General features: G+C 61.2%; 15 protein-coding genes. 5 read left to right on the top strand and 10 right to left on the bottom strand.

All coding sequences use genetic code 11. The annotated features are described in order from the left end of the window. Nucleotides 1–5 precede the first annotated feature (5 nt). Nucleotides 6–593, top strand: a complete 588-nt coding sequence (locus tag ASC80_RS20980; protein ID WP_056301575.1) for a DUF2147 domain-containing protein — start codon at nucleotides 6–8, stop codon at nucleotides 591–593. On the opposite strand, the gene hpnN is transcribed toward ASC80_RS20980, so the two are convergent. Then, complete coding sequence (hpnN, locus tag ASC80_RS20975; RefSeq protein WP_056301573.1) at nucleotides 561–3,149, bottom strand: hopanoid transporter HpnN; 2,589 nt, start codon at nucleotides 3,147–3,149, stop codon at nucleotides 561–563. The two genes, ASC80_RS20980 and hpnN, sit on opposite strands and share 33 nt — an antisense overlap. Before the next feature lie 212 nt (nucleotides 3,150–3,361). On the opposite strand from hpnN, the gene dxs reads away from it, so the two are divergent. Genes dxs through hpnH form a run of 3 tightly spaced genes read left to right on the top strand, consistent with a single transcriptional unit; the run spans nucleotide 3,362 to nucleotide 7,428 of the window. Then, nucleotides 3,362–5,278 (top strand): 1-deoxy-D-xylulose-5-phosphate synthase, encoded by a 1,917-nt coding sequence (gene dxs, locus ASC80_RS20970; protein ID WP_056301571.1) that lies wholly within the window; start codon nucleotides 3,362–3,364, stop codon nucleotides 5,276–5,278. A gap of 10 nt (nucleotides 5,279–5,288) precedes the next feature. Further along, entirely contained in the window at nucleotides 5,289–6,233 is a 945-nt protein-coding gene (ispH, locus tag ASC80_RS20965; protein ID WP_200941223.1) for a 4-hydroxy-3-methylbut-2-enyl diphosphate reductase, read from the top strand. 19 nt (nucleotides 6,234–6,252) lie between these two features. Next, complete coding sequence (gene hpnH, locus ASC80_RS20960; protein ID WP_056301567.1) at nucleotides 6,253–7,428, top strand: adenosyl-hopene transferase HpnH; 1,176 nt, start codon at nucleotides 6,253–6,255, stop codon at nucleotides 7,426–7,428. Nucleotides 7,429–7,505: 77 nt separating this feature from the next. On the opposite strand, the gene ASC80_RS20955 is transcribed toward hpnH, so the two are convergent. From ASC80_RS20955 to ASC80_RS20915, 9 genes are all read right to left on the bottom strand, one after another. Continuing rightward, nucleotides 7,506–8,228 (bottom strand): phosphorylase, encoded by a 723-nt coding sequence (locus ASC80_RS20955; protein WP_056301565.1) that lies wholly within the window; start codon nucleotides 8,226–8,228, stop codon nucleotides 7,506–7,508. Continuing rightward, the gene (gene shc, locus ASC80_RS20950; RefSeq protein WP_056301563.1) at nucleotides 8,225–10,189 is read right to left on the bottom strand and encodes a squalene--hopene cyclase; all 1,965 of its coding nucleotides are present in this window, start codon (nucleotides 10,187–10,189) and stop codon (nucleotides 8,225–8,227) included. The genes ASC80_RS20955 and shc overlap by 4 nt, the downstream gene beginning before the upstream one ends. A gap of 30 nt (nucleotides 10,190–10,219) precedes the next feature. Then, nucleotides 10,220–11,482, bottom strand: a complete 1,263-nt coding sequence (gene hpnE / locus ASC80_RS20945) for a hydroxysqualene dehydroxylase HpnE (protein WP_056301561.1) — start codon at nucleotides 11,480–11,482, stop codon at nucleotides 10,220–10,222. Beyond that, complete coding sequence (gene hpnD / locus ASC80_RS20940) at nucleotides 11,482–12,309, bottom strand: presqualene diphosphate synthase HpnD (protein ID WP_056301559.1); 828 nt, start codon at nucleotides 12,307–12,309, stop codon at nucleotides 11,482–11,484. Before hpnD ends, hpnE begins: the two co-directional genes overlap by 1 nt. Before the next feature lie 7 nt (nucleotides 12,310–12,316). Further along, nucleotides 12,317–13,195 carry a squalene synthase HpnC gene (hpnC, locus tag ASC80_RS20935; RefSeq protein ID WP_056301557.1) on the bottom strand — a complete coding sequence of 293 codons (879 nt, stop codon included), beginning with the start codon at nucleotides 13,193–13,195 and terminating at the stop codon, nucleotides 12,317–12,319. Continuing rightward, a complete protein-coding gene (locus ASC80_RS20930; RefSeq protein WP_056301555.1) occupies nucleotides 13,192–14,352 on the bottom strand; it encodes a glycosyltransferase in 1,161 nt (386 codons plus the stop codon). Before ASC80_RS20930 ends, hpnC begins: the two co-directional genes overlap by 4 nt. Before the next feature lie 136 nt (nucleotides 14,353–14,488). After that, a complete protein-coding gene (gene eutC, locus ASC80_RS20925) occupies nucleotides 14,489–15,259 on the bottom strand; it encodes an ethanolamine ammonia-lyase subunit EutC (protein ID WP_056301553.1) in 771 nt (256 codons plus the stop codon). A gap of 6 nt (nucleotides 15,260–15,265) precedes the next feature. Beyond that, entirely contained in the window at nucleotides 15,266–16,852 is a 1,587-nt protein-coding gene (locus tag ASC80_RS20920) for a B12-binding domain-containing radical SAM protein (protein ID WP_056301817.1), read from the bottom strand. A 98-nt stretch (nucleotides 16,853–16,950) separates the two neighbouring features. Beyond that, nucleotides 16,951–18,345: an ethanolamine ammonia-lyase subunit EutB gene (locus tag ASC80_RS20915; protein WP_056301551.1), complete on the bottom strand. Its 1,395-nt coding sequence runs from the start codon at nucleotides 18,343–18,345 to the stop codon at nucleotides 16,951–16,953. Nucleotides 18,346–18,491: 146 nt separating this feature from the next. On the opposite strand from ASC80_RS20915, the gene ASC80_RS20910 reads away from it, so the two are divergent. Beyond that, on the top strand, nucleotides 18,492–19,493 hold the full coding sequence (locus ASC80_RS20910; RefSeq protein WP_056301549.1) for an NADP-dependent oxidoreductase: 1,002 nt from the start codon (nucleotides 18,492–18,494) through the stop codon (nucleotides 19,491–19,493). Nucleotides 19,494–19,635 lie beyond the last annotated feature (142 nt).

The following is a 19,635-nucleotide window of genomic DNA, read 5'->3' as shown; positions in this document are numbered from 1 at the left end:
GATTCATGCGGAAAATAGCCTATTCTGGAATATTCCTGCTTGTCGCTCTCGGCTCCGCCCATGCTGCGGACGCGATCGGCGAATGGCAGGTCGAGGAGAGGGTCGCCACGATCAAGATCGTGGATTGCGACGGACACCTGTGGGGCGTCGTCGCCTCGGAAGTCAAGCCGGGGGGCACCGACATCAAAAATCCGGATGTCACCAAGCGGAATCGCCCGACGCTGGGGATTCCGGTGTTGCTCAACATGACCAAATCGACCGAGGAAAAGAATCGCTGGGACGGCAAAATTTACAATGCCAAGGACGGTGAAACCTATAAGGCCTCGATCACCCTGAAATCCCCGAACTCGCTCCGCGTCGAGGGCTGCTATGTGTGGCCGCTGTGCGGCGGCCAGACATGGACTCGCGTCGCCGAGACGCCGCCGCCTGGGCCAAAGGCGACCTCGTCAGTCGCGCCGAAGGCACCACCCAAGACGGTTGGCTCCAAGATGGCGCCGAAGAAGCCTGGATCTGCGACCGCAACCGCGACCGCTTCCGAAACCGCAGTTTCGGAAGTCTGCTTACTCCCCGAGGTCGCGGGGACGTCCCATTAACGCGGGCTGAAACAGTACTGCTGCCGCCAGTGTCGTCACGAGCGACAGCGCCATCAGCTTGCCCATGCTCGACGTGCCCGGATGGCTCGACAGCCAAAGGCTGCCGAACGCCGTGGCGGTGGTCATTGCACTGAAGAAGATCGCGCGGGTCAGGCTGGATTGCAGCAGATCGGTCTGCCCCGCCCGCCAGGCGGTGACGTAATAGATCTTGAACGCGACGCCGATGCCGAGCAGTAGCGGCAACGCAATAATGTTCGCGAAGTTCAGCGGCATCCCGATCAGCACGCAGATTTCCAGCGTCACGACGCCTGCAAGAATGAGCGGCACCAGAGTCAGCAGCACGTCACCGATCCGCCGCAGCACGATGTAGAGCAGGATCGAGATCGACAACAGCGCCCAGCCGCCAGCCTGAATGAAGGCAAGGACGATGGTCCGGCCGGATTCCAGAATCGAAATCGGGCCACCGGTGGCCTGAGGTTCAACCTTCTGGACGGCCGCGGCGAACTTGCGCAGCGTTTCATTGTCGTTCGGATCGCCCTTGGGTTGAGCTTCGACGCGAGATCGCCCGTCGGGGGTGATCCAGTCACTCGCAAGGTCCGGCGGCAGATTCTTCTCGGTGATCGTCTGCGCCTTCAGCGAGTCCCTGATCTGTTCGAAAAGCACGTGCATCGGCGACAGGAAGACCGAGGCAACCTTGTCGCGCAGCGATTTGTCGGACTGCGCAAGTTTCATGAGCGCTGACGCCAGCCGGTTCATCGCCGCCGCGGTTTCCGCGTTGGACTTCGCCGCCGCCCGAAACAGCGATTCGGAGGCATGGGTCAAAGCCACCACATTGTCCGCATCGGCAGCCGGCTCCCCGGGCTTGGTCTTGAAAATAGGATCGAGCGTCGCGGCGGCCTTCTTGATGATCGCGAGCTTGGCCGGCTGGTCTTCCGGAACGAAATTCTCAAGCGAGATCGTTCGCGCAACCTCCGGCACCTTCGACAATCGCTCCTGAACGGCCTTTGCTTCCGTGAGCGATGGCGCAATGACGCTCACCGCGTTGGTCCCCGTGTTGGGATCGCGGCGCAGATCGAGATATGTCGCCACCGATTCAACTTTCGGACTGCGCAAATTCATCGGGTTGAAGTCGAAATGGAGGAAGTAAAGCAGCGGCAGCCCGAGCGTCGCCAGGCCGAGCGTCGCGGCGATGATCGGAACGCGGCGCCGTTCAAGGAACCGGTCGACCGGCGCAAGGAACGCATAGCCGAGGGGCTCCTGCTCTCCCGGCGGATTGAACAGTTTCAGCAATGCCGGAAGTACGGTGATCGCGGCAATAAATGCGAGAATCATGCCTGCGCCGGCAATCTTGCCGAGCTCTGACACGCCCTTGTAGGCAGTCGGCAGGAACGACAGGAAGCCTGCCGCCGTGGCGACGGCAGCAAGCGTCAGCGGTACCGCGGAGTATTCCGCGGCCTTATTGAGCGCAGGCTGCAAGTCTCCATTGCTGTGACGTTCCGATCTGTACCGCACGCTGTACTGAATTCCGAAGTCGACGCCGAGCCCCACAAAAAGCACGAAGAATGCGATCGAGATCAGGTTGAATGCACCGACGATCATCAATGCGACGGCGGTCGTGATCGACAGACCGATCGCCAGGGTGATGAACACCGACGTGATGATCTTCGGCGACTTCAGTGCCAGCCAGAGGATCCCGAGAACGATCAGGACCGTGATGATGCCATTGAGGACGGCGCCCTCCTTCACGGTCGCGAACTCGTCGTTCGCGATGGGAACCGGCCCGGTCAGCCGTACCCGTGCACCGAATTTACCGGCGAGGTCGGCATCGAGCGCCGCCTGCCGTATGGCGTCGGTCGCGACCTTGCCCGGTTCAAGGGCATTGAAATCCAGAATCGGGCGGACCGTGATCAGGGTTCGCTTGTCCGCCGCGCTAAGCGGCTCAGGGCTCGTCAGCGCCCGCCAGGAAAAGGTTCCCGCTCCAGTGGTGAGGACCTGCTCGACGCTGTCCGCGACCTGATTGAGCGGGCGCGTCATGGCGTCGCGCGAGAAGCGCCCCTTGTCCGCGGCCGAGAGGCTGAATTCCAGAATTCCGGTCAGACCCCGGATGCTGGGGTCGTCGACCAGAATGTCGAAAAACGGCGCGGCCTGCGTCATCTGACCAACCTGCTTGGCCACCTCGTCAGTCGGAAGGAACAAAAGTCCGTTATTTTCGAAGAACGGGCCGCCAGCCGGCCGCCGCACCCAGAGGAACTTGTCGGTCTGGGGAACCAGCTTCTTTTCGAGCGCAATGCCCGCCAGATAGGCGAATTCCGGTGTCGGAGCCTCAACCACCGCCAGAATCAGGTCGTGACTGCCCGGAAAGGCCTTTTCATAGGCGATTTCGCGCTGACGCCATTCGATATTCGGGGAAATCAGGGTCGCGACGTCAGTGTTGATCGCAAAATGCCGCGCAGAATAAACACCCGCCAGAACCGCCAATATCAATCCAACGGCCACCGTCAGCCATGCAAAGCGCGTACAGGTTCTAACCAGGGAAACAATGGTCCTTGTCAGCACAGTTTTTCTTTCTATTTGAAGCGGTCGGCGCGGGAAAATTTGGCCGTTTTGACGTTTCAGGAGTTAACTCTGAGCATCACAAGCGGTGCCCTTAAGTCACACAATAGTGGCATAAGGCTAGTGGTTGCTCAGAATTACTGCTCAATAGCGGCCATAATGCTACACTATGGAATGTTCATGTCTTGTTCTAATGTCGCACTGGAAGACCTCGTATGACCTCATCGACCCCATTGCTCGACAAAATCAAATCTCCCTCCGATCTTCGTACCCTCAAAGAGAGCGATTTGCCGCAAGTCGCAGCAGAACTGCGTGCCGAGACGATTAATGCCGTCGCGGTCACTGGTGGACATCTGGGTTCCGGCCTTGGCGTCGTCGAACTGACCGTGGCGTTACATCATGTTTTTAATACGCCGTCCGACCGCGTGATCTGGGATGTCGGCCATCAGGCGTACCCTCACAAGATTCTGACCAACAGGCGCGACCGCATCCGCACCCTGCGTCAGGGCGGCGGACTGTCCGGCTTCACCAAGCGCGCCGAGAGCGAATACGATTGTTTTGGCGCGGCCCATTCCTCAACCTCGATCTCCGCCGGCCTCGGCATGGCCGTGGCGCGTGATCTCGCCGGCGAGCAGCGCAACATTGTCGCCGTGATCGGCGACGGCGCGATGTCCGCGGGCATGGCCTATGAGGCGATGAACAATGCTGGCGCGATGGATTCGCGCCTGATCGTCATTCTCAACGACAACGAGATGTCGATCGCGCCGCCGGTCGGCGCCATGTCGGCTTACCTCGCTCGCCTGCTGTCCGGCCGCACCTATCGCTCGCTGCGCGAAATCGGCAAGCAGGTCGCCAAGCGGTTGCCGAAGTTCATGGAAAAAGGCGCTCAGCGCGCCGAAGAGTACGCGCGCGGGTTCCTGTCGGGCGGTACGCTGTTCGAGGAACTCGGCTTCTACTATGTCGGCCCGATCGACGGCCATAACCTCGATCACCTGCTGCCGGTTCTCAAGAACGTGCGCGATTCCAAGGAAGGCCCGATCCTGGTCCATGTCGTAACCGAGAAGGGTAAGGGCTACACCCACGCCGAAGCTGCCGCCGACAAATACCATGGCGTCGTCAAGTTCGACGTCGCGACCGGCAAGCAGGCCAAGGCTCAGGCCAATGCGCCAGCCTACACCAAGGTGTTCGGCAACAGCCTCGTCAAGGAAGCCGAAAAGGACAACAAGATCGTCGGCATCACCGCGGCAATGCCGTCGGGTACCGGCATCGACATCTTCGGCAAGGCATTTCCGAACCGCACCTTCGATGTCGGCATCGCCGAACAGCATGCGGTGACATTTGCCGCCGGTCTCGCGACCGAAGGCATCAAGCCGTTCGTGGCGATCTATTCCACGTTCTTGCAGCGCGCCTACGACCAGGTGGTCCATGACGTCGCCATCCAGAAACTGCCGGTCCGCTTCGTGATCGATCGTGCTGGTCTGGTTGGTGCTGACGGCCCGACCCACGCCGGCTCTTTCGATCTGGCCTATCTCGGCTGCCTGCCAAACTTCGTGCTGATGGCCGCCGCAGACGAGGCGGAACTAACGCATATGGTGGCAACCGCCGTCGCGATCGATGACAGGCCGTCGGCGTTCCGGTTTCCTCGTGGCGATGGCGTCGGCGTCGATCTGCCGGCGGTGGGCATTCCGCTTGAAATCGGCAAGGGCCGGATCGTCCGCGAGGGCACCTCGGTGGCGCTGGTTTCGCTCGGCACCCGGCTCGCCGAATGTCTCAAGGCGGCGGACATGCTCAAGGCCCACGGTCTTACGACGACCGTTGCGGATGCGCGTTTTGCCAAGCCTATCGATACCGACATGATCCTGCGGCTGGCCCGCGAACACGAAGTGCTGATTACGGTGGAGGAAGGCTCGATCGGCGGCTTCGGTGCGCAGGTCCTGCACACGCTTGCCGAGAACGGCGCACTCGACAAGGGACTGAAGGTCCGCTCGATGGTCCTGCCCGATGCGTTCATCGACCAGGACAGCCCTGCCGCGATGTATGCCAAAGCCGGCCTCGACGCCAAGGGTATCGTCACCCGCGTGTTTGAGGCCCTCGGCCGCGACGCGAGCATCAGCGCGGTGCAACTTGCTTGACCAGACACCCATGAAAATCCTGCTCGCGCAGCCGAGAGGCTTTTGCGCGGGCGTCGTGCGCGCCATCGAGATCGTAGAGCGCGCACTGGAGAAGTATGGTCCGCCGGTCTATGTGCGTCACGAGATCGTGCACAACAAGTACGTGGTCGAAAGCCTCAAGGCCAAGGGCGCGGTTTTCGTCGAGGACCTGCACGAGGTGCCGGCCAAGGCCATTACGGTCTTCAGCGCCCACGGCGTTGCGCGCAGCGTCGAGGAAGAAGCGGCCAAGCGCGGCCTGCCGGTCCTGAACGCAACCTGCCCGCTGGTCACCAAGGTTCACAATCAGGGCAAGCGCTACGTCTCCAAGGGGCGGACGCTGGTTCTGATCGGCCACGAGGGCCATCCTGAAGTCGTAGGTACTATGGGACAGGTGCCCGGCCCTGTCGTGCTGGTGCAGAGCGTCGAGGATGTGGCCGCGCTCGATTTCCCGACCGACGCCCCGATGGCCTACATCACCCAGACCACCCTGAGCGTCGACGATACCAGGGACATAATCGCCGCCCTTGAGGACCGTTTTCCGGATATTGAGGGCCCGGATACCCGCGATATCTGCTACGCGACACAAAATCGCCAGTCTTCGGTACGAGACCTCTCCAAGCTCGTCGATGTCATCCTCGTGGTTGGAGCGACCAACAGCTCGAACTCCAACCGGCTGCGGGAAATCGGCACCGAAGTGGGCGTTGCCAGCTACCTCATCGCTGATGGCAGCCAGCTCAATCCCGAATGGTTGAAGGGCGCGAAAACGGTTGGCATCACCGCGGGCGCGTCCGCGCCGGAAGTACTTGTCGACGATGTCATTGACGCTTTGCGTCGAATCGGGCCGGTCACCGTATCGGTGCTGCCCGGCCGCGAGGAGAATATCGAATTCAGGCTGCCAGCGGAGCTGACATCGGTCAGACCCGCGTTACACCTTTGATCCAGAAAGTCGCTCGTTCATGGCCATACCATTTTTCAAAGAAATCAAGATCGGCTCCTACCTGGTGAAGCAGAAGCTGCTCGGCCGGAAACGGTATCCGCTGGTGCTGATGCTCGAGCCGCTTTTCCGCTGCAACCTCGCTTGCGTCGGCTGCGGCAAGATCGATTATCCGGACGCGATCCTGAACCGCCGCATGTCGGCGCAGGAATGCTGGGATGCCGCCGAGGAATGCGGCGCACCGATGGTCGCGATCCCGGGCGGCGAGCCGCTGATCCACAAGGAGATCGGCGAGATCGTGCGTGGCCTCGTGGCGCGCAAGAAGTTCGTCTCGCTGTGCACCAACGCGCTGCTGCTGGAAAAGAAGCTCGATCTGTTCGAGCCGTCGCCCTACCTGTTCTTCTCGATCCATCTCGATGGGTTGAAGGATCATCACGACAAGGCCGTGTCGCAGGTCGGCGTGTTCGATCGCGCCGTCTCCGCGATCAAGGCTGCGAAGGCACGTGGTTTCACCGTCAACGTCAACGCGACCATTTTCGACGGCCATCCGGCCGAAGAGATCGCGAAATTCCTCGACTTCACCAATGAGCTTGGCGTGGGCGTCTCGATGTCGCCGGGTTATGCCTATGAGCGCGCGCCCGACCAGGAGCACTTCCTCAACCGTCGCAAGACGAAGGAGCTGTTCCGCAAGGTGTTCGAGCTCGGCAAGGGCAAGAAGTGGAATTTCATGCACTCCGGGCTGTTCCTCGACTTCCTCGCCGGCAACCAGAATTTCCACTGCGAGCCGTGGGGCATGCCCGCGCGCAATATCTTTGGCTGGCAGAAGCCCTGCTATCTGCTCGGCGAAGGCTACACCAAGACCTTCAAGGAGCTGATGGAAACCACCGATTGGGACACCTACGGCACCGGCAAGTACGAGAAGTGCGCCGACTGTATGGCCCATTGCGGCTATGAGCCTACGGCAGCGAATGCAGCGATCAGCAACCCGTTCAAGGCGCTGTGGGTCGCGATGCGCGGCATCAAGACCTCCGGCCCGATGGCACCGGAGATCGACCTGACAAAGCAGCGCCCGGCGCAGTACGTGTTTTCGTCCGAAGTGCAGAAGCGGCTGTCGGAGATCCGCTCCGATGAAGCGCGCGAGAAGGCTGCCAAGGCTGCGACAAAGGCCAACGCTCAGAGCGCCACCACGGCCGCCTGATCGTCCACCATTCAAAACAAAAAGGCGCGACCTCGGTCGCGCATTTTTTATTGCAATGCTGATGGAGAGGACGGCGCTCAGGCGTCAGCTGGGGCGAACTCGCCGCTACCGTCCAGCAGACCGCGAACGCCGCGCAGACTACGCAAGGCGCGGTTGAAATCGCGACCGCTGGAGACCAGCGCGCGGATGTCTGACGGCTTGCGCGCGATGCCGCGCATCACCTTCCAGAGATCGATATTGCCGTCAGGCTTCAGTGCGGCGGCGGCAAGTTCAGGCAACGCGCGGTGTGCTGGATCACTGATGACGCGGACAGCCGCAAACGGCAGATCATGCCGGGCGGCGTAGCGCGCGGCGATATGGCTTTCCATATCAACCGCCGCAGCCCCGGTCGTGGCGCGCAGCGCAGCCTTCCCGACCTGACCGAGGACGACTTCCTCGACGCCTGCCAGAACACCCGACACGATCCGGTGCCGTCCCAGCTGCGGCACCGCCACCAGCTTGTCGCTGAGACCGGCAACGGTCAGCCAGCGCTCTTCAGCGGCCACCACTTCCGTCGCGATCATGATGTCACCCGACCGCAGCGCCGGGTCGAGACCTCCCGCCACGCCAAAAGAGACGATGCCGCGCACGCTCGATGGATCGAACGTGGTCATCAGCTCGCGCAACTGGATGGGATTGCTGCTGCTGCAAACGACCGTCAGGCCGGGGCCCGCGGCGATCTGCGCTTCCTGCTTCAAGCCGGTCACGATCAGAACCGGCAATCCGTCGTGGGCGGCGTCCCCGCCGGCTCCGATAATCACATTCCGACCCCTACGAACTTGCTGTTTGTCTTGCGCAAATTCCGATAGCGCGCCAGTGCCCACAGCGGGAAGAACTTGGAATAGCCGTGATATCGCAGATAGAACACGCGCGGGAAACCCCCGCCGGTGTAATGGCGCTCATGCCACAGACCGTTATCTCCCTGCGAGTCCACTAAATACCTGATTCCCCGCTGTGTTGCGGGGTGGTCGACCTGCCCGGCCGCCATTAGGGCGAGCGTGGCCCAGGCCGTCTGTGACGCCGTGGTCTCCGACCGCTGATAGCCTTGATAGTTCAACTTGTAACTATTGCCGTCCTCGCCCCAGCCGCCGTCGGCGTTCTGGATCGCAGCCAGCCAATCGACTGCCTTACGGACCGCCGGGTCATCGTGGGGAACCCCCGCGGCGTTCAGCGCGCACAGCACCGACCACGTGCCGTAAATGTAGTTGACGCCCCAGCGGCCGAACCAGGAACCATCAGCCAGTTGCGTGCGGCGCAGATAGTCGATGCCCCGCGCCAGCGCCGGGCTGTTGTCCACGGTGTCGCCGAGTTGCGCCAGCATCGACACGCAGCGCGCCGTCACGTCGTCGGTCGGCGGGTCGAGCAGCGCGCCGTGATCCGAGAACGGAATGTTGTTCAGGTAGTACTCGAGATTGTCGGCATCGAACGCAGCCCAGCCGCCATCGACGCTCTGCAGGCCGAGAATCCATTCTCGCCCGCGCGCGATCGCCTCGTCATATTTGGTGCCGACGCCAAGTCCGCGCGCACGATCCATCGCCATGACAACGACGGCCGTGTCGTCGAGATCGGGATAGTGAGCGTTGTTGTACTGGAACGCCCAGCCGCCAGGCCGCACACCGGGCCGCTTCTCGATCCAGTCACCCTCGACATCGAGGACCTGCAGCGGCGCGAGCCATTCGAGCGCATCCTTTGCCGAGGCAACCTCAGTTTCACTGCCTGACTCGATCATTGCATGCGCGGTCAGCGCAGTGTCCCACACCGGCGAGACGCAAGGCTGGCAATAGGCTTCATCGTCCTTGATGACGAGAAGCTTCTCGACGGACGCCCGCGCCAGCATGTAATGCGGATGATCCTTCGGATAGCCGAGCAGATCGAACATCATCACGCTGTTGGCCATCGCCGGGAAAATCGCGCCGAGTCCGTCGACTCCATTGAGCCGTTCGGTGACGAACGCCACCGCCTTCTGGACGGAGCGTTCGCGCGTTTTTTTCGGGAAAAGCGGATCGACGACGCGCAAAACCCTGTCGAGGATGTTGAAGCCGGTGAACCAGAGCTGGCTCTGGTGCGGCGCCTTCGGCGTCGGGCCTACGGTTTTGGGATCCTCGTGAAACAGCTCGTCGATGCCGACGCCGAGCGGATTGCGCGCACGCGGCTTGAACGTCATCAGCACCAGCAGCGGCACGATCACGACCCGCGCCCAGTACGAAATCTTGGTGAGGTGGAACGGAAACCAGCGCGGCAGCAGCATGATCTCCACCGGCATCATCGGCACCGCGCGCCATGTCAGCACGCCGAACAGCGCCATCATGATGCGCGTGAACACGTTGCTCTTGGCTGCGCCGCCGCGCGCCAGTATCGTCTCGCGCGCCTTCACCATGTGCGGAGCATCGACGGAATCGCCGATCATCTTCAGCGCAAAGTATGCCTTGACGCTGGCGCTCATGTCGAACTCGTGGCCGTAAAACAGCGACCAGCCGCCATTGTCGTTCTGAATGCGGCGCAGATACATTGCGATCTTGGCCTCGAGTACGGCATCGACCGGCTCGGCAAGATAGTGACGGAGCAGAACGTATTCGGCCGGGATCGTCGCGTCGGCTTCCAGCTCGAACACCCAGTGACCATCGCCCTTCCGGAAATCACGCAAGGCACGGCTGGCCGAGGAAATACTCTTTTCAAGAGTCTCGGCTGCGGGAGCACTGGCGGTGGATTGGTCGATGATCATGATGGTCGGGGTACCTCAAAGCCAATGGAATCAAGGCATTTTCAGGACCAGATCGGCGGCACGGTCGCCGGAGCGGATCGATCCTTCGATGGTTGCCGGCAATCCCGTATCAGTCCAGTCGCCGGCGAGGAACAGGTTTTTCCACGCTGTCGCCGGGCCTGGACGCAGCGCGTTTTGTTCCGGCGTCGCCTCAAATGTGGCGCGGCGTTCGCGCACGATCTGCCACGGCGGCAACGGGCCTTCCGCGATCTCGCTGCTGATACCCGCAGCCTTGCAGACATCGCGCCAGATCATCCGGGCGAGTTCCTCGCGGGGCATGTTCACCAGACGGTCGGCATCGCTGATGGTCACTGACAGCCGCTGCGGGAACGCGAACAGCCATTCGACCAGCCCGCCTACCACACCTATCATCGGCGGCATGCCTTTCGGCGGGTCGTAGCGGAAGTGAGCGTTGACGATGGCGCGGAACTTGTTCGGGCTGCTGAGGCCAGGAACAAGACCGGCAGCCGGCCGCGCCGGCACGGCCAGCACTACCGCATCGCCCTCGCCGAGCACGATCTTATCGTCACCGAAATCAAGCGCGGCGATTTTGCCGCCCGTCATCTCGAAGTGCCGCAGCTCATGGGAGAAATTCACCGTCGCACCTCTTGCGCGCAGCTGTTCAACGGCTGGCTCGACCAGCACCGCGCTCAGACCCTCGCGCGCAATCAGCGGCCGACAGGCCTGTCCGCCGGCCATCAACGTCTCCCGGACAATCGCGCCCGCAAGGCCGGCAGAGCCGTGCGGCGGATCGACGTTGAGCGCTGCCAGCATCAGCGGCTCGATCAGGCGATGATACAAAGCACCATCACATTTGATCGTATCGCCAATCAGCTTGTCCGTGCCGGCCCACACCAGCGGCGACAACGCGAGATAGTCCCCGATCGATGTATCCGGCACGCGGCGGCTCGCATCGAACAGCCAGAACGGAAAGCGGCTTTGTCCGAGATCGAGCAGCCAGGACTTGCCGTTCTCCAGATCGATGAAATGAAACTGCGCGCGCTCCGGTCCGACCAGTCCGGCTTCGCTGCCGATCGATCGCGCATAAGCCAGCGCATGGCGATTACCCGACAGCACGAGATGATTGCCGTTATCGATCGTCAGATCGGTCGCGGAATCGAAATACGAGCGGCAGCGGCCACCGGCGTTCTGCGTCGCCTCATGGACGTGAATTTGCCAACCATTGCTGGCGAGACGAACCGCTGCTGACAGGCCAGAGAGACCAGCGCCGATAATGTGAGCTGTTTTCGGCATCAGATCACGGCGTATCGCAGGAGGATCGACATCTTGGCGGCCTTGCTTAGTTTGACAGGGTGGCGCGGCGGCGCGAACCCGCGCGCCACCAGTTTGTCGAGGATCGTATGATAATATTTCGACATGATCCGGGGCGCGCGCACCGCACGGCGGGAATTGCGAGCCATGATCTCATCGGATTTCGCGAAATGGTCGCGCGCCCGCGCGATCAGCGGCGCGCAAGCCCTCGGAATATTCGAATCCGCCGCCACGACTTTGGGATCGCTTGATGAAATGCCGGCAGCGTCGAGCGCTTCGCGCGGCAGATAAAGACGTCCGATTCCGGCATCCTCGTCGATGTCACGCAGGATGTTGGTCAACTGCAGGGCACGGCCGAGATGATGCGCCAGCAGGATCCCGTCGTTTTCCGGCAAGCCGAACACGCGCACCGACAGCCGCCCCACCGCGCTGGCGACGCGGTCGCAATACAGATCGAGAGTTATCCCGTCTGGCGCGCGGATGTCGGCTGGAATATCCATTTCCATACCGTCGATGATTGCAATGAAGTCCTCACGCTTCAGGCCGAACTGCTGCACTGACGCTGCATAGTCTTTGACCCGGGCGGGCGGATGGCCTGCGTACAGCGCGTCGATGTCGCGCCGCCATTGATCGATCTCGGCGAGACGGGTCTCGCGCGGACCGTCGGAGTCGGCGATGTCGTCGACCTGACGGCAGAAGCTGTAGATCTGGAACATCGCCTCGCGCTGCGCACGCGGCAATATCCGCATCGCCGCGTAGAACGAACTGCCAGAGGCCGAGCCGGCCGGCGTTGTATCGGCTGAGGTCATGGGACGATCACGCGCCGGTTGACATGCGCGACACCGGCTTCTGCCCGGTGGTGCGGCGCAAGATTTCCCCGCCGACGCCAAAGGCGGCCAGGCCGAGCATCGCGGATTTCGACAGATGGACACGCTCGCTCAACGGATCGCGCACTTTCAGAAGCCGGACGATCTTTTCGGCGAAGGACTGGATGACGGAAATCTCCGCACCGAGACGTGCGTCCTTCACGTGCCCGCTGAACGACTTGCATTGTTCAAGCAGTGTCTCATTCCGCGCGGCAAGTTTGTGCAGACAATCCAGCAACGGGGCCGAAGCTTCCGCGCCGCCGAGCGACTCGATCGACGCGCCGGACTCCGCCATGGCGTCGAGCGGAATATAGACGCGGTTCAGATCGCGATAATCCTTGCCGCAGTCCTGCAGGTGATTGTTGATCTGCAGCGCGGCACACAGAATATCCGACGCAGCCCAGGTCGCGCGGTCTTCCTCATGAACATCGAGCATGAAGCGGCCGACCGGCATTGCCGAATATCTGCAGTAGTCGATCAGTTCATCCCAATTCTGATAGCGCTTCTTGGTGACGTCGAGGCGGAACGCAATAAGCACATCGAGCGCGTGACGCGGCGACATCCCGCGCTCCGCCAGCGCCGTGCGCAGCGCAAGCGCTTCCGGCTGGCCGCCACCGTTCCCGGTCAAATCGGCTTCGAGGTGATCGAGTTGGCCGAGCTTGTCCTGGTCCGTGAGCGACGCATGATCGGCGATGTCATCCGCGGTGCGTACGAAATTATAGAAGGCAAGAATCAGCGCGCGGTGGCGCGGGTGAATGATCCGCGACGCAACCGGGAAATTCTCGTCCTTGTGGCCCTTGCCGGAGCGCAACTCACCTGCGGTGGTCATTGCGTGCGCGACACCTGAGCTTGTGCCCGGCCCTTCCACAATCCGCCACGGCCGCGGACATGCTGATATGCGGAGTTGATCGTGAACACCATATAAGCCATTGCAATTGCAGGGAGAAATAAGCCCCAAATCGGGCTTCGGCCATAATACCGCAGGGTCGGCTGGAAGGCGAGTGCCATCAATAGCCACGAAAGGCCGGCAAGAACACGGCTCCAGCCGTGACCAAACAGCGCGATCGCCACCGGAGCCGGAAAAGCCAGCGCCATAATCAGGACGGTTCCGATCACGATCAGGATCGAGTAGCGCAACTGGGCAAAGGCGGTTCGCGAAATCATGCGCCCGACGGTGGCAACGTCTTCGGAAGGACGAACACTCCTGACGTGCGGGGAAAACCCGAGCCAGATCGGCCCTTGCGTCTTCAGCTTGGCACCAAGCGCGCAATCGTCGATCAGCGCTCCGCGGATCGACTGGATTCCGCCGATCGCCTGCAACGCATCCCACCGCGCCAGAATGCAACCGCCTGCCGCGGCAGCGGTCCGCCGCGCGCCGTCGCCAACCCAAGAGAACGGATAGAACATTCCGAAGAAAAAAATGAAGGACGGGATCAGAAAGCGTTCGGCGAAACTTTCGCAGCGCAGCTTCGCCATGATCGAGACCATCACCAGCCGCCGCTCCTGCGCGCGCGCCACCAGCCGCATGATGACATCTCCCGAATAAACGATGTCGGCATCAGTCAGCAGGATATAGGTCGGTTGCGACGCACGGCTTTCGACAAGATCGAGTCCGTTCTTCACCGCCCACAACTTGCCGGTCCAGCCCGGCGGCAAATCACGCCCGTCGACGACGGTCAGACGATCCACCGCGCCGATCGCGGATGCGGCGTCTCGCGCGAGTTGGCCGGTGCCATCCCTACTCTGGTCGTCGACAAGGATTACGGAAAGCTCGCCAGGATATGGCTGCTGCAGGATCGAGGTGATGCAATCGCCAATGCTGGCTGCCTCGTCACGCGCCGGTACCACCGCAACGATAGGTGGCCATACTGGCGCCGCCGGCTGCGATGCCAGATCGTCGTATTTGAAGGTGCGCCAGAAGTCGCCGTGTCCGGCAACAAGATAAATCCAGATCGCAAGAGCGAGAAGGGCAAGAGCAAGGGTCATGACAAAAGGCGAGAATTGATACCGGGGACGGCCGGAAGCGGACCATGCAGTTTAGCAGGTCGGCTTGCTCATTCCACAGTCCCCGACCGGTTGCAAGACGACGAAAAGCGCCGTCCGCCAGCATCAAACTGCCTGTTCAGACTGGGCCGGAATCGCGGATAAGCAGCATCGGCTGTTGGCCGCTCTCGTCCTTCAGGGCGACGCCCGACACACCGCGTGCCAGCCCTTCCCGGACCAGCCAGGCGATCCTGAATCCGGCCTCGTCGTAGCTCAGACCCGCGGCGTGGATGTTCGACACACAGTTGCGGTCGGCATCGGTCAGGCCCGGGCTGGGGCGATGGGTGATATAACATCCAAGGCTATCGGGTGCGGACAATCCCGGCCTCTCGCCAATGAACATGGCGATCATTCGTGCGTTCAGCCGTGAGCCGATGTCATCACTGAGCGCCACCCGCGCGCCGGTCGCGACCACGGCCAGGCCGATCCTGAGCCCCGCAAGTCTTGCAAGGAGGTTGCGGACCACCGGCCCTGCATGGCGGTGAACGGCCGCCGCGGACAGGCCGTCACCCAACACAATCGCCAGATCGCATGAATCGGCGGCGTGCTTATCGAGAAAACCCACTGACTCGGCACAAAGTTTTCGCCCCAAATCGGGGCGTCGCAAGTAGGTCCGCCGGTCCTCCGACTCGCTTGCGACGGCCACCACCGCAAGACCTGCGCTCTCCAGGTCACGAACCATCCGAGCCGCATCGAACGGCGTATGTACCGCATCACGGGCTCGGGCATGATCGAGGGTAAAATCAAGCAGTGCTTGCGTCGGCAAACTGGCGCCGCTGCGGCCAAGTCCGACACGGGCCGGCGTCAGATAACGAAGATCACGCGAGGAAGTAATCGCAGGCGATTTCATGCCGCATCATTCCGCTGCAACCGACATTTCAGGCACGCGTGCCGAATAGTACGACGCAGTCTGCTGACCGCCCGAGGCACCACGTGCAAACAATATCAAATGATGCGCGACAAGGCCAACCTGGAGGATGCGCTCGATATCGCCGCTCTTCAGCCGAGGCCAAGCGAACCGCCAGAACTCGCGCCGGTAATCGCTTTTGACGCCAACCTGCCAGACGATATGGCTGAACATCACCAGCGCACGCTTGATATTGTACCAGGACAACCGCTGCTTGCTGTTCGGGACCGCTATGCGGTTGCAATAGGTTTCTCGAACCTGATGCTCGAAGCGAGCGAACAGCTTCTCCGGCGTATAGGCACGCCCCATACACTCGCGCCACGTCGCCACGACGTGATCGTAAGGCAGGAAGAATTCGACATTCGAATCGCGATCTTCGTCCTCGTTCAGCCTGTTCTCGCGTTTCAGCCGATCCCACAACGGCGTGCGCGGCAACGCCTGAAGCAGGTTGATGGTCAACAACGGGATCTGCGATTGATCGATGAATTCGAGAATGCCCTCCCCCGAATCCATGGTGTCGGTATCAAGACCCAGGATGATGCCCGACACCACCTCAAGGCCATAGCTGTTGAGCGTCCGCACGCCCTCGAGAATCGGCACCACCATATTGTGCTGTTTCGACATCGCCTTGAGAGCCGCGGGATCCGGCGTCTCGATGCCGCAGAACACCGTCGTAAAATAGGCATCGCGCATCAGCGTCAGGATTTCGGGACGCTTGGCGATGTTCAGGGTCGCCTCGCATGCGAAATGCAGCGCGAAGCCGTTTCGCTTTTGCCACTCGACCAGGTGCGGCAGCAACTCGAGCGCTGCGCGGCGGTTTCCAATGAAATTATCGTCAACAAAATACACTGATCCTGACAGACCGCAGGCGACCATCTTGTCCAGTTCCGCAAGAACCTGCTCCGGCGTTTTCAGGCGCGGATTGCGGCCGTACAGCGCGGGGATATCGCAGAACTCGCACTGATAGGGACAGCCGCTTGAGAACTGGATACTACCGAGGAAATACTTGCGCAGCGGGATCAGCTCATAGGCCGGCAGTGGAAACTCCGACATCTCACGACGCTCCTGCGTTGTGAGGACGATCTGGCTCTCCGGTCGGGACGGATCGTTCGCGATGCGCCGAAACAGATCGTCAGTCGCGTCGCCCAGTTCGCCAACGTGCAGATAGTCGAAATCGGGATAATTTTCAGGACATGCGCTGACGGAAGGGCCGCCAAGCGCAACCGGCAGGTCGTGCTCATGCGCACGCCTGCAGATATCGTTCATCTGCCGGCGCTGGATATGCATGCCGCTGACGAACACCGCATCGGCCCAACGAAAATCGTCGGGCGAGGCCGGAGCAATATTCTCGTCGATAAAGCGAACATCCCAGTTTTGTGGAAGCGAGGCCGCGATCAGCAGCAATCCCTGCGGCGGCATGAACGCCTGTACGCCGTTAGTCAGCGGATAGGCATATTCGAAAGTACCAAACGAAGGCGAGTATTTCGGGAAAACGCAAAGAACACGCCGTGATGCAAGACGAATATCTTCTCTCATCAGCCCCCCTGCTTCCGAACCACGCAGATACATAGATCGGGCCATGATTTCGGTCAGAATAGGGCGAGATCGCCCACATACCGCCCGACGTTCGTCGGCTATGGCGGCAATTCGAGATTAAGTCTTGAAAGCAACTCTGGAAGGGGGACATCGTTCCGCCGGAGAGACAAATCCGGCTCCGCGAGGCCAGCATGAATCAGCCAGTCCTCGAATTCAGGCGCGCGGCGCAAGCCGAAGAGTTCCCGGACATACAGCGCGTCATGAAACGACGTGGACTGATAGTTGAGCATCACATCATCGGCACCGGGGACGCCCATGATGAAGGTGACGCCAGCCGCCGCGAGCAGCGTCAGTAAATTGTCCATGTCATCCTGATCGGCCTCGGCATGATTGGTGTAACAGACGTCGACACCGATCGGCAGGCCAAGCAACTTGCCGCAGAAATGATCCTCGAGCCCGGCGCGGATGATCTCCTTGCCGTCATAAAGATACTCCGGGCCGATAAAACCAACCACACTGTTGACCAGCAACGGATCGAACGCGCGGGCCACGCCGTAGGCGCGCGCTTCGCAGGTCTGCTGGTCGACGCCATGATGTGCGCCGGCGGACAGCGCGGACCCCTGCCCGGTCTCGAAATACATCACATTGTTGCCGACGGTGCCGCGCCGCAACGACAACCCCGCCTGATGGGCCTCTTTCAGAACAGCAAGGTTGATACCGAAACTACGATTGGCCGCCTCAGTGCCCGCAATCGACTGAAACACCAGATCGACCGGCAGGCCCTTGTTGATGAGATCGAGCGTCGTCGTCACGTGGGTCAGCACACAACCTTGCGCCGGCATCCGCAGCCGCGTGATGATATTATCAAGAAGATGCAGCAATTCGCCGATCCCCGCCGGATCGTCACTGGCCGGGTTGATCCCGATACAGGCATCTCCCGCGCCCAGCAGGAGACCGTCGACGATCGATGCGGTAATTCCCTTTGGATCGTCGAACGGATGATTGGGCTGCAACCGTACGCTCATTCGCCCCGGTAAACCGATGGTGTTGCGAAATCGCGTCACGACCTCGCATTTCTTCGCGGCCAGAATCAAATCCTGATTGCGCATCAGTTTCGATACCGCCGCAATCATCTCGGGCGTCAGCCCTCCTGCAAGTTGCCGCAGCGTCTCCATGGTCGCGCCGGGCGATAACAGCCAGTCGCGAAACGCGCCGACGGTCAGCGTTGAGACCGCAGTGAATGCGCCCGCATCATGGCTATCGACGATGAGACGCGTGACCTCATCGTCCTCATAAGGAATAACGGCGTCGTTCAGAAACTGACGCAACGGCACATCAGCCAACGCCATTCGTGCTGCGGCCATTTCCTCGGACGTTCCGGCAGCAATGCCGGCGAGCCGGTCACCGGCGCGCGGCGGACTGGCCTTGGCGAGCAGGTCGCGCAGGCTTTCGAATACGAAGGAATTCCGCCCGATGGTCTGGCGATAGGCCATGACCCCGATTATCCCACTTTGCCGCTGTTTGAAACGACCCTGTTCGCAAACATTCGTGCTTTCTTGCGCTCGCCCGCACGGCGCACCAGTTGACCGCGAACCGGAGTTCGACAATCCTCCGGGCAACAAAGGAACGGGAGGACGCCATGACCGACAACGTCAACCGCCAGATTCTGCTGGTGGAAAAGCCCACCGGCAAGCTTGCACCGCAGAACTTCAAAATGGTGGACGGCAAGATGCCCGAACCGAAGGACGGCGAGGTCCTGCTGCGCGTGCGCTACATTTCGCTCGACGCGGCCAATCGCGCCTGGATGCACGGCGCGACCTATCGCTCGGCGGTCGAAGCCAACACGGTGATGGCGGGCGGCGGAATCGCCGAAGTGGTTTCGTCGAAAGCGCCCGGCCTCGCGAAGGGCGACTTGGTATTCGGCGACACCGGCTGGCAGGAGTATGCTGCCGTTCCCGGCAGGTATCTGGTCAAAGTGCCACATCTCGAACCGATGACGCATCTGCTTAGCGTGTTCGGCATTGCCGGCCTCACCGCATATTTCGGTCTGCTGAATGTCGGCAAGCCGAAATCCGGCGAAACGGTTGTGGTCTCGGCTGCCGCCGGATCGGTCGGATCGATCGTCGGACAGATCGCCAAGATCAAGGGATGCCGCGTCGTCGGCATCGCCGGCGGCAAGGACAAGTGCAACTGGCTGACTTCGGAACTCGGCTTCGACGCTGCCGTCGACTACAAGGCCGAACCTGTTTTCAAGGCATTGAAAGCCGCAGCGCCGAAAGGCATCGATGTCTATTTCGACAATGTCGGCGGTGACATCCTCGAAGCGTGCCTGCCGCAGATGAATTTGCATGGCCGCATCGCCTGTTGCGGCGCCATCTCACAATATGACGGTGCACCGTCGCCGACAGGCCCGCGTGGCGTTCCCGGCTTGATCGTCGTCAAGCGCCTTACTATGCAAGGATTCATCGTTATGGACTTCGAAGATCAGCGCGAACAGGCGATGGCCGACCTGCAGCGCTGGGTGAAATCCGGACAACTGAAAGTTCAGGAGGACATTATCAACGGCCTCGAGAATACGCCGCAGGCGCTAATCGGCCTTCTTGCCGGAGAGAACCGCGGCAAACGGATGGTGAAGGTCTGATCGGATTACCTCGCTGACGTGCTGAAATGCCCGGCCCGGCCGGGCATTTTTGCGTTTTGCCGCCCGCACGATTTCGCCTAAACAGAGTTCAATAAATTTCATATCGTCTGCCATCCCGCAGGTGCAATAACCGGAATTAGCC

The organism is Afipia sp. Root123D2 (genome assembly GCF_001425835.1).
GTDB lineage: Bacteria > Pseudomonadota > Alphaproteobacteria > Rhizobiales > Xanthobacteraceae > Afipia.
Note: the sequence above shows the minus strand (reverse complement) of the source record. Positions and strands in the feature narration are given on the sequence as shown.

Coding starts and splice junctions, on each gene's coding strand:
- ASC80_RS20980 (WP_056301575.1), top strand. CDS start 6: ATGCGGAAAATAGCCTATTCTGGAATATTCCTGCTTGTCGCTCTCGGC.
- dxs (WP_056301571.1), top strand. CDS start 3,362: ATGACCTCATCGACCCCATTGCTCGACAAAATCAAATCTCCCTCCGAT.
- ispH (WP_200941223.1), top strand. CDS start 5,289: ATGAAAATCCTGCTCGCGCAGCCGAGAGGCTTTTGCGCGGGCGTCGTG.
- hpnH (WP_056301567.1), top strand. CDS start 6,253: ATGGCCATACCATTTTTCAAAGAAATCAAGATCGGCTCCTACCTGGTG.
- shc (WP_056301563.1), bottom strand. CDS start 10,189: ATGATCATCGACCAATCCACCGCCAGTGCTCCCGCAGCCGAGACTCTT.
- hpnE (WP_056301561.1), bottom strand. CDS start 11,482: ATGCCGAAAACAGCTCACATTATCGGCGCTGGTCTCTCTGGCCTGTCA.
- hpnD (WP_056301559.1), bottom strand. CDS start 12,309: ATGACCTCAGCCGATACAACGCCGGCCGGCTCGGCCTCTGGCAGTTCG.
- hpnC (WP_056301557.1), bottom strand. CDS start 13,195: ATGACCACCGCAGGTGAGTTGCGCTCCGGCAAGGGCCACAAGGACGAG.
- ASC80_RS20930 (WP_056301555.1), bottom strand. CDS start 14,352: ATGACCCTTGCTCTTGCCCTTCTCGCTCTTGCGATCTGGATTTATCTT.
- eutC (WP_056301553.1), bottom strand. CDS start 15,259: ATGAAATCGCCTGCGATTACTTCCTCGCGTGATCTTCGTTATCTGACG.
- ASC80_RS20920 (WP_056301817.1), bottom strand. CDS start 16,852: ATGAGAGAAGATATTCGTCTTGCATCACGGCGTGTTCTTTGCGTTTTC.
- ASC80_RS20915 (WP_056301551.1), bottom strand. CDS start 18,345: ATGGCCTATCGCCAGACCATCGGGCGGAATTCCTTCGTATTCGAAAGC.
- ASC80_RS20910 (WP_056301549.1), top strand. CDS start 18,492: ATGACCGACAACGTCAACCGCCAGATTCTGCTGGTGGAAAAGCCCACC.